This window comes from Christiangramia sp. LLG6405-1, assembly GCF_045055805.1.
Taxonomy (GTDB): domain Bacteria; phylum Bacteroidota; class Bacteroidia; order Flavobacteriales; family Flavobacteriaceae; genus Christiangramia.
Genome location: NZ_CP159330.1, coordinates 2,168,390 through 2,184,813, shown reverse-complemented (window position 1 = coordinate 2,184,813; position 16,424 = coordinate 2,168,390). Strand labels below are relative to the sequence as shown.

The window sequence follows — 16,424 nt, the reverse complement described above, 5'->3', positions numbered from 1 at the left end:
GGAAGTAAAATTATCCAGATAGATATTTCCGAAGTGATAGAACTTTAATAGTTTATTAAAATTGAACTATTTTAGAGATAGAAGCACCTGTTTCCAGATCCTACTATTTTTTCTGGCAACTAAAAGTTTACATATCTCTCTGGTCATAAAATTAAATTCAAAATGATAAGCAACAATTACAATTATATCCTGAGTACGATCTTCTTTCTTAGTTCCATCACCTTCAGTTATGCTCAGAAAATTCCGGATTTTATCAACCCTGAAGATCTTAAAAATGTAAAATTTAAATGCCTGGAAGAATCTGAAGTGTATTCCGAAGAAGAACAGCAGTATATCGATATTTTATGGGAAGAATCCCTGCAATATCTTGAGGCCTATGCGGTGGCTTTGACGACCTCTCCAGATGGAAGTTCGTGTATTGATTCAGACGTGGCAACTTATGAAACTGTGGATGGAATTAGTCAGTTATGTGTGATGGAGCGTCGGGATATGCAATTAATGGTCAAGAACATTTACCAGATCCTGCACAATCCTAAAGCTGCAAAAGCATGCTTCGCTGCCAGAGGAAATGTTGACTGGCTCTATAGTCCCGGCGGTGAACTGGAGGCAAGATCTGAAGTCGCAAAATGGCTTGACAGAACCACCCTTCAAGAATTTTTTGAAACTAAAGTTAGCGATCCAGAAGTGAAAGCTAAAGGTTATACCTTCTCTGAGAATTTCTACAAAATGGTGACCGGCGAAAAGGTGAAGACTCCTCGAAATTTCCCTTATGATGTAAGTGCCAGATCACTACCAAATCTTTGGGCATCTGTAGGCTGGTTCCCAATGTATGCTGAAGAAAGTGAAAGGAATCAAAAAAATTTCGCAAATGTAAGAGGTGGATATGCTTACGCTGAAATCCTGGGACATTGGGGATTGTTGAGAATTGAAGAGATTAACGGACAAAAAGTTGGTGCCGAAGTTGGAATGACCGTTCAGGCTGTGAACACTTTATATCCCTACCATAACCATGCTACTTCTGAGTTGTATTATACGATGCGCCAACCATCCAGTGTAAATCAATTTAAAACTTTTGCCATCAGGGATACCAACGAAAAGTTGACAACCATTTCAGAAAATGAAAATGAACGAGTTGTTCAGTTTGATACGGGAATGCCTGATGAATTCAGAATGTGGACCACTTCCTCGTATGATCGGGATCCTTTGGTCTATTTTTACGAAAACACTATTCATGCATTTGAAATTGACGGGGACTGTGAAGAAGATCCTGAAGAAAATGCCCTCGTATCCATATGGGCACGCTCCGATGCTCATGAAAAACTCAATGACTACGGAACTACAAAGTTGTGTGAATGTGCTGAAGAACCTGGCAAACCAGCCGCCAGAGGTGAAAAAATACAATGCCAGCTAACAAAGCTGAAGTATTAGTAATTTTTATGGAACCTTAAAAAACAGAGCGTAAGTTTTGGTTTAGACGATATAAAAGAACCCCTCGAAATACCCGGATAATTAAGACTTTAACCTATATTTAAAGAAAAAGTTATGTTCGGTTTATTTAAAAAGAAATCTGAAGTTGAAAAATTAAATTTAAAGTACAAACAACTTCTTGAGGAAGCTCATCGCTTATCTACCAGTAATAGAAAATTGAGTGACGATAAAATGCATGAAGCCAATGAAATTTTAAAGGAAATAGATAAGATAAAATCAGCAGAAAAAGGTAGCTGAGAGGTTCATTTCAGTAAGAACTGTACTGTATGATAAAAAGATTTTTACAGGCAAATTTAGTTTGGGAAATTGGTCAGCTGGCACTCGCAGTTTTTCTGGCCAGCCTTGGACTAAAAGCTTTTTTACTTCCCAACGGCTTTCTTGATGGCGGAGTAACCGGAATTTCAATTCTACTAAGCAAAATCACAGGGATAGAAATTTCTATTATTCTGCCAATCATTAGCATACCATTCTTTGTCATAGGCTGGTTTACCATCTCACGAAAAACTGTGATACGGTCAATCATTTCAGTTCTTGTACTTTCCCTCATCATTCATTTCGAGAACTTTCAATCCATTACAGATGATAAATTGCTTATTTCAATATTCGGCGGATTATTTCTGGGTGCAGGAATTGGCCTGGCTATAAAGAACGGCTCTGTTCTGGACGGGAGCGAGATTCTGGGTATTTTCCTCAATGAAAAAACAGGAATTTCCATTGGTCTTATCATTTTCTGGTTCAATGTGGTGCTTTTTTTACTGGCTAGTTTACTTTTCTCGATCGAGGTCGCCATGTACTCTGTGTTAACCTATATTATTACTGCAAAAACCATAGACCTAATTCTGGAAGGCTTCGAGGATTATGTCGGACTCATGATCGTTACTGAAAAATCTAAAGAAATGCAGATCGCTTTGCTTAAGAATATAGGTCAGGGATTAACGATCTATAACGGTAGTAAAGGCTATGGAAGTCAGGGAGAAAAACAGGATCTAAAGATCATCCATACGGTTGTAAACAGGATAGACACTAAAAAAGCATACAGAATTTTGCATGAGGTGGATAAGGATGCTTTTGTGATAGAATTTGATGTAAACAGGGTTTCTGGAGGCGTTCTTCGGAAATATTTAACCAGAAGTAAACAAAGAGAGCTCTCCCCTACTTTGTTTAGGAATAATGAGATCGATATTTGATATTATTTATTTCTGAAGCTGGCCCGATAAATTTCAGAAGAACTGAATATTAAAATATTCCGAAGTATAAGTGATCATTTATATTAGAAACAGTTAGAATTTTATTGTGATTTATCAACTTCAGAATTTGCTCCGTCCCGTGACATCATATCCCCTAATAAAATCTTCGGCATTCGTCTGCAAAAGCTGGATTGGCTTGAATTCTTACTATTTCTTAAACTTTCTAATTAAGTATTCTGGGATCCTCAGTTTTTATATATTTTCGCTAAATGCAAATTTCAAAGTATTTTCTGATCTACCTCTGTATTTGTCTAAGCCTGACCGCTTGTGACCAGGCTTCTGATAACAGTTCAGAAGAAATCGAACCTGGCAGCGGAGAATATTATTTTCAGCAAGGATTAAAATCAAAGTTGCCAGCAGAAATGCTTGCTAATTTTAAATATGGTCTGACCTCTTCCAGGATCGACAATGATACAGTGCATCTCAAGTTATTGGATGGCGTTATCTATAGCTTTAATCAATTAAGGTATTATGACAGCTCTCTGGTCTATTCCTCAAAAATGATCGATCAATCCAGGATCTATGAAAATATTCATTTTGAAGCCACAGGTTTTTACCGTAAAGCTATTATTCATCGCTCTCTAAACGATTATAAAGAATATTTTAGAAATGCATTTATCTCCAGAAAATTACACCTTATGGATGGAGATTCTGCGAAGGCAGGGCGGAGAACTATAGAAATGGCTGATGCACAAAGCAGATTAACAGATTATACCGGAGCTCAACAAACTGCTGCTGAAGCCCTCAAACTACTGGATCCCATTGACTCCACTTACTTTAGTACCGCTTACAACATTATTGCAACAGCATATCGTAACCAGGGTTTCCAAAGTGATGCCATACGTGAATGGAGAAACGCTCTTGCATTTGCTGCTAATATCAAAGACAGCTTAAGTAATCTTAACAATATTGCACTTTCTCTTCAGGATCAAAAGAATTACGATGAAGCCATAGCTGTTTTTAAAAGCATCCTGCGTAGATCTGATTCAACGAATATTCTCTCTAAGGCCAGATTCTTAGATAATCTGGCTTACACCAGGTGGTTGCAGGATTCTACCGCTAATATGGAAGTTGAATTGCTGGAAGCAAGGAATATAAGGCTTCTAAATAATGGCAAAAATGGCCTGCTCGCCAGTTATGATCATCTGGCGAATTATTACCGGAATAGTGATGAGAATATTTCAAAACTCTATGCAGATAGCCTGCTTCTTACTGCGAGGGAACTCAATAGTAAATCGGCTCAATTGAATGCCATAGAAAAATTGATCCAGCTATCGCCGTTGGAATCGATCAAAGAACTATCAACACGCTATATTCAGCTGAGTGATAGCATACGTACGGAAAGTATTCAGGCAAAAAATATGTTCGCTAAAATTACATTTGACGAAGAACAGAAAGAATTAGAGATCGATCAATTACAGGATCAAACTGCTCTACAGGCTATAGAGAAAGAGCAACTGCAGGACCAGATTATCATATTATCATTAGGAAGTTTACTGGTCTTAGTTAGTGGTGGATTCGGCTTCTATTACTTAAGACAAAGACATACCAGGGATAAAATTCGCGAAGCGCATCGTACAGAATCCAGGATTTCCAAAAAAATCCACGATGAACTGGCAAACGATGTCTACAATGTTATGAGCAGTATGGATACGATTGCACCTAATACGCTCGTGGATAAGCTGGAAAACATTTATAACCGGACACGTAATATTTCCAGGGAAAACAGTAGTATACCAACAGGAGCAGACTACTTGCCCCATTTACTTTCCACACTTAGTTCCAGTTTACCGGCAGATGCAAGACTGATTCTTCGTGGGGAAAATAGCATCAACTGGAAAAGCTTAAGCCCGGAGAAAAAGATCATTCTTTACCGTGTCCTTCAGGAGATCATGATCAATATGAACAAACATAGTAAGGCCAGTTTGGTTGCAATTGTATTTTCCGAAGAAAATAGAACATTGCATATTCAATATTCCGATAATGGGATAGGTACTTCACATCAAAGCCTGAAAGCTGGTAATGGTTTCCTTAATATGGAAAACCGTATTCTTTCTATCAAAGGAAAACTTAATTTTGAAACTGAACAGGAAAATGGATTGAAGGTTTTAATCCAGGTTCCCATATAATTTTCACATGTTTAAAAAAGTTCTGATTGCTGAAGATATGGACAGTATTAATCATGCTGTCGCTTTTGTTTTAAAAGATTTGAAAATTGCTCAGGTAGATCACGCGCAATATTGTGATAAAGCCTGGCTTCTGGCAAAAAAAGCTATTCAGGAAGGCAAACCTTATGATCTTTTAATTTGTGATCTTTCCTTCAAACCAGACTACAGGGAAGAAAAGCTAACATCCGGAAAAGAACTAATTGCGGCTTTAAAACTTGAAGATCCTCAACTTAAAGTTATCGTGAACTCTATAGAAGACCATCCTCAAACGGTCAGGGACCTCTGGGCAAGCGGAAATATAGATGCCTATGTTTGCAAAGACCGCAGTGGATTAAAAGAGTTGAAAGAGGCGATCCTGAATTTGAATGAAGGTCAAAATTATAATTCTCCGTCAATCGAAAAGATCCTCAATCAGAATAATGTGCTTACTTTAAATGATTTCGAGATCAATATTGTGAAATACCTGGCAAATGGGTTTACCCAGGACGAAATTCAAAGGGAATTAAAAGATAAGAATATCAGGCCAAGTAGTAAAAGTGCGATCGAAAAAAGGCTGAAGGAATTGAGGGATGAATTTAGAGCGAATACGAATCCGCATTTGATTTCCATCATGAAGGATCTGCAATTGATATAATAGTGGTGCCTGATAAGAATAATGGAACGTCCCGCATGATTAATTTGTTCTTCTAATAATACAATCCTGCTACAAGTTACTATTGGAAGTGAAATAATACTGAAAAGAAATTATAGCTATTTATTTTCAATTTCGTACAACAACCTATCGTGCACTGCGAATTCTCTAAGTCTACTTTAAGTGAGTGATTAATATTTAAAAAAAGTTTAACGCCGCACAGCCTGAATTTCAGGTACATCTTCCTAAATTCTACGCGTAAACTAAAAAATTATTTACGTCCACCATTTTCCTTCTAACTCCCTTTGCTTTTAGAATGTTGAGAATCAAATCTTATCTACTCCATTTTCTAAGTTTGGCATGTTCAGAATGAACTTCAGAAGAAGAATATTGACGTTCTTATTTTAATTCATTTCAAAACTTCAAAACATTCAGTATGAAAGACATGGATAATCCAGACAATCTAGCAAAATGTCCGTTTAGAGGAACAAGGGTTGGCGGAGCAATTGGCTCGAAGCCGCAGCTAGATGATTGGTGGCCCAACCGACTACAGGTTGAATTATTACATCAGGAATCGGCGGTTGCGAATCCTTTAAGCGATTTCGATTACAAAAAAGCCTTCAATAAAATTGACCTCGAACAGCTTAAAAACGAAATAAAGCAATTATTGGTAGAATCCAAAGACTGGTGGCCTGCAGATTATAATAACTATGGGCCTCAAATGATAAGAATGGCCTGGCACTCTGCCGGCACCTATCGTATTGCCGACGGTCGTGGTGGAGCGGGACAGGCAATGCAACGCTTTGGTCCTATTAATTCCTGGTGGGATAACGGGAATATCGATAAATCTAGAAGGCTTATCTGGCCGATTAAGCAAAAATATGGTGCATCTATTTCCTGGGCAGATCTTATCGTTCTTACCGGGAACTGCGCACTGGAAATTATGAACTTCCCCACCTTTGGTTATGCCGGTGGTAGACGCGATGCCTGGGAGCCAGATCGTAGTACCTATTGGGGACCAGAATTCTGGAATGGCAAACCATTTAAAGAGTCTAAAGTTGGTGAGTATTACGATGGACATCCGGAAGAAATGGTAACCCAGAAGCTTCGTTGGAAAGGAGAACCTTCAGATCCAAACCGTGATCTGGAAAATCCTCTGGCTGCCACACATCAGGCCTTAATATATGTAAATCCTGAAGGTCCAGGAGGAAATGGAGAGCCTATGGACTCTGCGATGGCAATTCGTGAATCATTTAAGCGTATGGCTATGAATGATGAAGAAACTGTCGCGCTTATTGCCGGTGGACATGCCTTCGGAAAAAGTCACGGTATGGTTAGCGCAGATAAAATTGGACCTTCCCCGGAAGCTGCTCCTTTGCAGGCCATGGGAATGGGATGGCAGAATCCAGAAGGTACAGGTTTTGGGAAATATACGATGACCAATGGAATTGAAGGTTCGTGGACACCAGATCCAACCAGCTGGGATAATGACTATTTGATAAATCTCTTTAAATTCGATTGGAAAAAGACCGAAAGTCTCGCAGGTGCTGTGCAATGGACTCCGGTGGATGAAAATGCTCCAAAAACACCAGATGCTCATGAAGCAGGAAAGTCGAATGATTTGATGATGATGACCTCTGATATTGCGCTTAAGGTTGATCCTGAGTACCACAATGTTTGCGAGAAATTCCTGAATGATTTTGAATATTTTACTGATGCCTTTTCAAGAGCATGGTACAAACTTACCCATAGAGACATGGGACCTAAAGATCGATATTTAGGGCCTGAAGTTCCGGAAGAGGACTTGCTGTGGCAGGATCCGATCCCGAAGATAGATTATGATCTCATTTATAATAGCGATATAGCTGATTTAAAACGAAAAATCCTTGATACAGATTTAAGCGTTTCAGCATTGGTTTCCGCAGCCTGGTCCTCAGCCTCTATTTATCGTCATTCCGATAAACGTGGAGGTGCCAATGGAGCACGTATAGCCCTGGAACCACAAAACAACTGGGACCTTAACAGGCCAGATGAATTGAACAAAGTTCTTGAAGCATACAAAAGCCTGAAATCTGATTTCGATCACAACCAGAGTGGAAATAAAAAAGTTTCATTAGCAGATCTTGTGGTTCTTGGTGGTTGCGCTGCCATAGAGAAAGCAGCAAAGGATGCTGGATTCGATATCCAAGTGCCTTTTACGCCGGGTCGTAACGATGCAACCCAGGAACAAACCGATGAGGAAAGTTTTGACTGGTTAAAACCGGTTTCAGACGGATTCAAAAATTATCACAATGATAAAGTTGGATACAATGTGCCGCCGGAAAGGATTTTCCTGGACCGAGCACAATTACTCACGTTAAGCGCACCAGAATGGACTGTGCTAACAGGTGGATTACGTGTTTTAGAACAAAACTTTGATCGTTCCAGACATGGTTTATTCACAGACCGTCCCGGTGTTCTTACCAACGACTTCTTCAAAGTACTTCTAAGTATGGACTATGAGTGGGTGCCACAAAATGACGAGGAAATGATTTTTGATATTAAAGATCGGGAAAATGGAAATGTGAAATACACCGCTACTCGTTGTGATCTTATTTTTGGATCTAATGCTCAGTTGAGAAATATTGCCGAAGTTTATGGTGCTGAAGATGGAAAAGAAAGATTTGTTCGGGACTTTATAAAAGCCTGGGATAAAGTAATGATGCTTGACAGATACGATGTTAAGGACGATTAAATAGAAATATTTAAATAGTAAGATGCCCGATTACTTAAGTTTTCGGGCATTTTTTATGCAATCGTGAAAAATCTGCATAATGAATGGCCATTTTTATTCCATACTCGTCCTTTTCTGGTTGTATCGGTATGCGCTTTCCGTAAATTTCTGAAAGTTCAGCGGTAATACCCAGGCACATTGCATCTAACAAATCATCTTTTGCTACCTCCTTGCGTCGATATTTCTTCAAACCAAGTTTATATAATTTTTCAGCTTCGGGTTTAAATTGCGATAATATGTGCAGCCTTTCAAAAATTCCGTTTTCAGTTTTCTTAGTGTATTTTAAAGGCTTTCCATCGTTTAAGAACTGAAAGGAAATTTCTGGATGTGATTCTTTAATATTATTTCGTTCTTGTTTATTCTGAACCAAAAACTGATCTATTTCTTTGATCTTAGAAATAATGAACCAGGTCTGCATTGAAATACCTTTTCCTAAAATGGCTTTATTAATATATGAAGCTTCCGAATATGTTTCGGCTTGGAGACTTTCTCTGCAAGGCACAGGAAAAATGCTTGATTTCCTGTTCTTCGGAAGTAACTGTCGGGCCAGTTCCTCGCAATTTCGCAACTTATTTTTTTCACTCTTCAGGCCAATTGGAACATCAATAAAGATTAAAGCCTGAGCTGGATAGTAAGAAATAAGGTTCTCTATATTTTCTACCGCAATAATCTCTTCCGTAGAAAAACAAACTGAAACCCAGCCATATTTACAACCATCCACGCCTACATATCTCATATTTCAACATCTTATCACATGACAGCTACAAATTCAGCATAAATATGACCTTTTTTAAATACATTAGAGCCTTAAGAAGAAAAAGATCATAATTTTTCAAAGAATTATACAATTATGAGTCAATATGACCTGGAAATTAAAAATGCCAGAATAGAAGGTCATGAAGATCTTGTGAACATTAGAATTCTAGATGGAGAAATCGCTAAGATTGTTTCAGTATTCGAAAATTCTTCAGAAGATATTACTACCATAAATAGTTATGATGCCAGAGGTCATTTAGTTTCTCCGGGCTTTTTTGAGAGCCATATTCATCTCGATAAAGCGTGTATTCTGGACCGTTGCACTATTGAAGAAGGAACTTTAGAAGAAGCAGTAGAACAGACCGGGAAAGCAAAAAAATCATTTACAGAAGAAGACGTATATCAACGCGCCGCGAAAGTAGTTGAAATGGCAATTACAAAGGGAACTATGGGAATGCGAACCTTCGTAGAAACCGATCCCAAAACGGAACTTCGATCTCTAAAGGCTATTCAAAAAGTCAGGCAGCAATATGCATTTGCTATCGATATGGAAATCTGTGCTTTCGCCCAGGAAGGACTTACCGGGAGCAGTGCTACCCAACAGCTTATCAAACAGGCACTGGAAAATGGCGCAGATTTGATAGGCGGCTGCCCTTATAAGGATGAAGATCCTTCAGCACATATAGAAATGATCTTTGATATTGCCCAGGAATATGATGTAGATGTTGACTTTCATCTTGATTTTGATCTGGATCCTGAAAATTCCAGTATTCCGAAGATTGCAGAGGAAGTGAGAAAACGAGCGTATCAAGGTCGAGTTTCAATTGGTCATGTCACTAAAATATCAGCAATGACCGCGGAGCAAAAAAAGAGAATGTTCAGTTTATTATTGGAAGCTCAAATTACTCTCACCGTTTTACCGGCAACCGATATTTTCCTGAATGGAAGAGATTACGAGAAATTGATCCCACGCGGAATGGTAAATGTAAATGAACTCGCTAATTTCGGGATAAAAACGACCATTGCCAGCAATAATATTTTAAATGCTTTCACTCCATTTGGAGACGCTTCACTTCTTCGCATGGGTAATATGTATGCGAATATTGCTCAGATTGCCAAAGATGATGAACTGGAAGAAGTTTACAGGATGATAGGCGAAAATGCCGCGCATTTAATGGGTATGCATAAGGCTATAAAGGAAGGTTCACCGGCAACGATGCTCGTGCTGGAAACTAATTCTTCTATCGATGCCGTACGAAGTATTGCCCAGCCAATTGCAGGTTTCAAAATTGGCAGACAAACATTTACCAACGAACCTGCAATAATCTTAAAAACTGAATAGATAACAACAAATTTTACAGAATGATCCCAGGTTATTAATCAGGATTTATTTTTTTAAAATAGTAATAGTAATGATAAAAGTAGTCATCATCGACGATGAGTTAAGTGCTCAAAATGTACTTGAAAAAACACTTCTAAGGCATTTCCCCAACAAATTCAATATTGTAGCCAAATGCCATTCTGTTGACACCGGCGTTGTTGCTATCAATAACTACGCACCTGAATTGGTTTTTCTTGATATTCAGATGCCAGAAAAGAGTGGTTTTGAATTATTCAAGCAGTTCGATCTTATTAATTTTGAAGTGATCTTTACCACCGCACATAATCGGTTCGCTGTTCAGGCTATAAGGCAAAGCGCTCTAGATTACATCCTGAAACCCATTAATCATATTGACCTGGGAGATGCGATCAAACGTTTTGAGGAACGCAAAAGAAAATTATCTACTAAAGATAAACTGACGTTACTACTCGAGAACCTGAATGTAAATGATCAAAATATAGCAAAACTGGCCTTCCCAACGCTGGAAGGTTTTGAGCTGATTCATTCCAACCAGATCCTATATTGTAAGGCTGAGAGTAATTATTGTTCGATCAAAGGTATCGATGGAACAACTAAAACTGCCACAAAAACACTTAAGTTTGTAGAAGAAATCCTCCCTTCAGCATTTCTAAGAATACATAAAAGTTATGTCATCAACCTGAACTTTGTTGTGCGCTACCATAAAGCGAACAAGGAAGTTGAGTTAACCAACGGAGAGAAACTTCCGGTTTCCTTCCGTAAAGAAGAGGAATTCATCAATGCTATCTTACAAAATCAATAGAAGCTTTATATGCCTTCTTTTTTGTGTCCAGTGCCTCTGGGCGCAGAACTTTCCCTCCAGGAACTATTCTGCTGCGAACGAACTGCCCAATAATGCCGTCCGCGCGCTGTTCGTTGATAGCAAAAATGTGTTATGGATAGGAACAGAAAACGGGATCGTAAGTAAGCAGAACAATATTTTTCAAAGCTATTTTGAAGAAGATGGTCTGGCCCTGAATAGTTGCTGGGCGATCACTGAGGATAAGCAGAACAGGATCTGGTTTGGTAGTTATGGTGCCGGGATCAGTGTTTTCGATGGTGATGATTTCAAGATTCTCTCCACAAAAGACGGACTCGTTCATGATGAGATCGTCCATCTGTTTCCATATAAAAATTATATCTACGTTGGAACCAGTGATGGTATTTCAAGAATTGATATAAATACTTTTGATATACAGTCCTGGAAAAATGAAGGATCTGTTGCGTTACTAAGAGTTTCCGAATTTTTTGAATTTGAAAATGAACTCTATGTTACGACCTATAGAACCGGAGTTTTTAAAGTTTCTTCGGAAGGGTCTTTCTGCTTAAAACAGGTAAACGATCTAAAGTATATATATGCTGCATTCGTTGATAACAACAACATTTTCAGCAGTAATAAGGGGCATTATATAAAATCTAAAATTTCAGAATATATCCAACCGGGGAAGCTTACTTCAAAAGAATTTGGAAGTTCAATAATCTGGGACTATGTAAAAACGAGCGACTCTACTATCTATGCCGCAGCCTGGGGAATTTATGATAGTAACGGAGGTATTTTCGAGCTGAACAAAGATTTCAGCAATCGCTCAAAATCCTTTGGGATAACGGGAAAAGACGCATTTTCGCTTGCTTACGTCGCATCCTTTGAAAGATTATACGTAGGGACATTGAACTCTGGACTTTACGAGATCCAGTTAAAGCCTTTGGTAAGATTCCTCGAACAAAGCGGCCATCATTATCAAGCTTTTGCTGCGATCAATGGAACTTCAGCTTATATGATGAACGAGGGGATTCAGATAAATTCTGCAAGTGAACAGATAAATATTCCTTTGACAAAGTTCAAGAATTGGCAGCAGAATTATATTAATACCACCTCGACAGCCCTTCCGAAGCATGAAGATCATTTTTACGAACTGGATCATTCTACCGTGGCCAGCGATATTCAGTTCTATGATATCAAAACTTCAAATAACCTTTATTGGATAAATTCTAATATTGGTTTATTTGCAATTAATACTGATGGATTACTGCACTCCTATTTACCATTACATTCAGAAGAGATCAATTTCACGAATGATGGGAAGTTGATCGAAACCAATCCATATGGAGGTGTTCGGGTTTACAACGATCTGGAAACCTTCAACTATAAATATTATCCACAGGATCAAACGAATACACCAACCATGGTGGTTAGCAGTCTACAAACTAAGGACAAGACCTATTTCACTTCAGTTTTTTCTGGTCTTTATAAATACGAGAATGGTCAGTTCAAATCTTTCCTAAATTCTAAAATCTGGCAGGAAAAGAACCTCCGGCATATAATTTCTTATAAAGACAATCTCGCTATTTCCAGTGAATTTGGTGATGTATATATTACTCAGGATAGGCCTGAAGACTTTGATATAGTAAGAAAAATTCCCCGAGCGAGCATCCAGGGAAACACTATTTCGTTTCTAAATTCTTATGGTAACACTCTTGTTATTGGAACCGAGCGTGGTATTACGCTCGTTGATGAGGACAGATTCATCTTTCTGGATGAAGAACAAGGCCTGGAACAGCCTTTTTTCAGCAGTAAAATCGAGAATGATGAATTACATATTGGAAGCGAAAATGGGATTTTCAGGGTCAATATTAAAGAAGTTCTGGCATCGTCTAATCGTGTAAGGGGGATTCAGCTAAAAGATATTTCTATTAATAATAGTGAGTACGAACTGCCTGAAAATACTCTCAATGATCTCGATCTTGATTACGATGAGAATACGGTGCTGCTTAGCTTTTCGACCAATGCCCATCCTTATCCTAAGAAATTACAATATCAATACAGGCTGACTCAGGATGAAGAATGGAGTACTCCTACCTCCAATTCTGAAATTCTTTTACCATACCTTCCAGCTAATAAATATGAGGTAGAAATTCGTGTTCTAGATTCCAGCACAGGATTAAGATACTCTCAGAACGTGTTGAACTTCAGAGTAAAACCTCCCTTCTGGAAAACCTGGTGGTTCCTGACATCAATATTTCTGGCACTAATGACAATTGTCTACGCGATCTATAAATATGAACTTGCAAAGAATAAACGATTCGAACAGCAAAAGCGAGCTATCCAAAAAAGGTTTGAAGAGACTAAAATGGAAGCATTACTCGCTCAAATGAATCCGCACTTTATCTTCAATGCTATGAATTCCATTCAGAATTATATCATGGATAGCGATATTGATAACGCCACAATATTCCTGGGTGATTTTGCCAAACTCATTCGCCTCAATCTTGATCACTGTACTAAACCCAGCATTTTATTAGTTGAAGAAATCGAATATTTACAATCTTACATTCGGGTTGAAAACACTCGTATGAACAATGCTGTAGATGTTAATTTTGAGCTGGATCCAACAATCGACACTTATGATGTAGAGGTTCCTACCATGATTCTTCAAACATTTGTAGAAAACGTATTTGTTCACGCATTTACCGCAGATAGCAGAGATCCAAAACTGGATATAATTTTTAAAAAGTTGGATGAGTATGCTCTGTGCTGCAAGATCATCGACAATTGTTCTGGTTTTTCGGCAACTGGAAAGAATCCGCTGCATAACTCCAAAGGTTTAAGCTTAGCAAAAGAAAGACTCGCCCTTTTAGACTATGATATTGAAGATGCGCTGCACATAGAATCTGAGCCTGGAAAAGGTACCGTAGTGAGCCTGAAACTACTATTGCAACGATAACTTAAGAAAACAATACGTTTACTAATTCGGTAATTTTGCACTGAACATAAGTTATAAATTCACCAAAAATTAGAAGGCGGTAGCTGCTATATATGATATTACATCTAATTGTATTTTATGAGTAGGGTCATAAACTATAATTGAATTACAGTTGCCGCTTTTCTAACTTTTTCACTCTCAGTATTTAGAAACTAAATCATTATTTCCTTCCCAAAGGAAACTACTACAGTTTTCATTTTCATCCAGAATTTTTTTGTTTTCCTAATATCCACATAGAGAATTACGATCGTAATCTTTCTTAAAATAAGTCATTTGAACTATATTCCCGCCTATCTAAAATTACAGGTAATGGAAAACTCTAAAGTGACCGAATATATACAAAAAGTACTCCCGAACATTCCCGAAGACTGGGTTAAATTGACTACACACAGGCTGGATATATATAATGAAGATCTGGCTAAGACAGAGTTTCTGGACCAATTTGAGGAATTATACGTCATCAATGATCATAGCGCTGAAAAACTAGCTGAGCTACCAACCGCATATGATTATATAAGATTAGGGCATCCACTTTCCTCTATTCTGGAATGGTACGTGGGTAAATTGAATGCTTTGAAATCTGATCATATTATAGGTTTCTCATCCCAAACTACTCCTCTGCTGGCGGTACTTCGGAAGAATTTATTTGAGAAGAAAAGCACCCGAATTATCTATTCCGAAAATCTACCGGAACATTTCAATTTTGAGCTTTTCCGAAGTGTCTATGGATATGAATTTGAGACATTACAGATCAAAGAAGGTGAATCACTTCCAGATTTTGATGGTAGTAGCATTTATATCACTTCCAAAGCAGATCTTAAAGAGTTGAAAATTGATCAAAACATTGATTTTCTGCTAAGTCTTCAGCAGGATTTAGGTAGTGTAATTATTGTAAATGGCGAAAAGAACGCATCCTATATTTCCGAAATTCAGCACGTACGTAGAAGGGAAACGATCTCGATGACTCCTGCAGACACTCATAAATTGCTACACAGGCTGGTTACCCAAGCTTCCGAAGAGAATTTTGATAAATATGATAGTAACCTTAAAAAGGTGATCAAAGAAGTTCAGAAAATCACTGCGACAAGTTCAAAAGTTCTTGTAGGTTCTTGTGGTCTTTCCATGCAGTACGCGATTATGATGGGTCTTATAGACGATGCAATGGCCAAACATCCAGGAAAAGGCATTCGAATTATTGTTCCACCAAACTGTTATGGGGGAACTAATGATCAGGCTCGTCGTGTAGCTGCCTATCTGGATAATGTCGAGATCATGGATCTTCCGGTGGATGGTGATAATGATATGGACCAGAGCACCGACAAAGTACTGGCTAGAGCAGCAGATGAAAATGCCGTGCCGTTGATCATTGCTGAAATCCCTACAAATCCGCGTGTTGAAGTTCCTGAACTTGAAAAACTACAAGAAGTTCTGGCAAAAAACCGTAAGACTGCAGATGGTGAAGCTGCTGTAGATCCTGTTTTTATTCTGGATCAAACCTTTTGTCCGAACGTTCAGTTCTGCGGTGAAGACGGTATTCTTTCTGGAATCAGAGTAATTTCCTATGTAAGCGGTTCTAAATTCCCTAGTGGTGGAAAATGTACCGCTGGTTATGCTGTGGCGAATCAAAAAGCTGCTGAATTGATGGATAAGATAGATACGCATTTAAAGGTTTGCGATAATGAAGCAACCTCTTTGCAGGTTGAAATTCTGGCGGAACAATTACCGTCCATGAATCAGAGAATTGCAGATGCCTATAAAAACACCCGTGAATTTGTGAATTTTATCAAATCTGAACTTCCCGAAGCAAAGATCAATTTTGTTTCTGAAGAGTTAGCTACTGCTGGTTTTACTCCTTCAGTATTTTCTCTTGACCTTCCTACAAAAGGAGAAACTGCTGCAGATCGTGAAGCTTACAAAAGGTCCCTGAATCAAAAACTGATCGATATGATGATCACCAGGATTCCTGAAGAAAGCAAGTACTGTGTAAGTTACGGCCAATTAAAAGGTTGTTACTGGACGATCCCGGCGACCTCCACTCAGGGTACCACAAAAGAAGATGACAAGGATTATATCGCGAGGGTTTCAGTTTCACCAGATCTTGACCTGGAGATGCATAAAAAAGTATTTTATCAGTTCGTGGAAGATATCAAATAGAGCTAAAGCTCAATTATTTAAAGATCCGGTACGAGATTAAATCTCGT

11 protein-coding genes are annotated in these 16,424 nt (G+C 38.3%); 10 read left to right on the top strand and 1 reads right to left on the bottom strand.

Going from position 1 to position 16,424, the window contains the following annotated elements; all coding sequences use genetic code 11:
- The first annotated feature begins 162 nt into the window (after window positions 1-162).
- From ABVM50_RS10045 to katG, 6 genes are all read left to right on the top strand, one after another.
- Entirely contained in the window at window positions 163-1,428 is a 1,266-nt protein-coding gene (locus ABVM50_RS10045) for a dimethylsulfonioproprionate lyase family protein (RefSeq protein ID WP_405198455.1), read from the top strand.
- A 114-nt stretch (window positions 1,429-1,542) separates the two neighbouring features.
- Window positions 1,543-1,725, top strand: coding sequence for a Lacal_2735 family protein (locus tag ABVM50_RS10040; RefSeq protein WP_405198454.1), 183 nt, complete (start codon window positions 1,543-1,545; stop codon window positions 1,723-1,725).
- A gap of 29 nt (window positions 1,726-1,754) precedes the next feature.
- Window positions 1,755-2,675, top strand: coding sequence for a YitT family protein (locus ABVM50_RS10035; protein ID WP_405198453.1), 921 nt, complete (start codon window positions 1,755-1,757; stop codon window positions 2,673-2,675).
- Window positions 2,676-2,944: 269 nt separating this feature from the next.
- Window positions 2,945-4,864, top strand: a complete 1,920-nt coding sequence (locus ABVM50_RS10030) for an ATP-binding protein (protein ID WP_405198452.1) — start codon at window positions 2,945-2,947, stop codon at window positions 4,862-4,864.
- Window positions 4,865-4,871: 7 nt separating this feature from the next.
- Window positions 4,872-5,537, top strand: a complete 666-nt coding sequence (locus ABVM50_RS10025; RefSeq protein ID WP_405198451.1) for a DNA-binding response regulator — start codon at window positions 4,872-4,874, stop codon at window positions 5,535-5,537.
- A gap of 433 nt (window positions 5,538-5,970) precedes the next feature.
- Window positions 5,971-8,268: a catalase/peroxidase HPI gene (gene katG, locus ABVM50_RS10020; RefSeq protein ID WP_405198450.1), complete on the top strand. Its 2,298-nt coding sequence runs from the start codon at window positions 5,971-5,973 to the stop codon at window positions 8,266-8,268.
- A gap of 34 nt (window positions 8,269-8,302) precedes the next feature.
- On the opposite strand, the gene ABVM50_RS10015 is transcribed toward katG, so the two are convergent.
- Window positions 8,303-9,043, bottom strand: a complete 741-nt coding sequence (locus ABVM50_RS10015) for a DUF429 domain-containing protein (RefSeq protein WP_405198449.1) — start codon at window positions 9,041-9,043, stop codon at window positions 8,303-8,305.
- Window positions 9,044-9,157: 114 nt separating this feature from the next.
- Here ABVM50_RS10015 and ABVM50_RS10010 point away from each other — a divergent pair, with 114 nt between their 5' ends.
- The 4 genes from ABVM50_RS10010 (at window position 9,158) to ABVM50_RS09995 (ending at window position 16,377) form a co-directional block, all read left to right on the top strand.
- Window positions 9,158-10,405, top strand: coding sequence for an amidohydrolase family protein (locus ABVM50_RS10010; protein ID WP_405198448.1), 1,248 nt, complete (start codon window positions 9,158-9,160; stop codon window positions 10,403-10,405).
- Window positions 10,406-10,475: 70 nt separating this feature from the next.
- Window positions 10,476-11,225 (top strand): LytR/AlgR family response regulator transcription factor, encoded by a 750-nt coding sequence (locus ABVM50_RS10005; RefSeq protein WP_405198447.1) that lies wholly within the window; start codon window positions 10,476-10,478, stop codon window positions 11,223-11,225.
- On the top strand, window positions 11,203-14,184 hold the full coding sequence (locus tag ABVM50_RS10000; RefSeq protein WP_405198446.1) for a histidine kinase: 2,982 nt from the start codon (window positions 11,203-11,205) through the stop codon (window positions 14,182-14,184). Before ABVM50_RS10005 ends, ABVM50_RS10000 begins: the two co-directional genes overlap by 23 nt.
- Window positions 14,185-14,532: 348 nt before the next feature.
- A complete protein-coding gene (locus ABVM50_RS09995) occupies window positions 14,533-16,377 on the top strand; it encodes a cystathionine beta-synthase (RefSeq protein ID WP_405198445.1) in 1,845 nt (614 codons plus the stop codon).
- Window positions 16,378-16,424 lie beyond the last annotated feature (47 nt).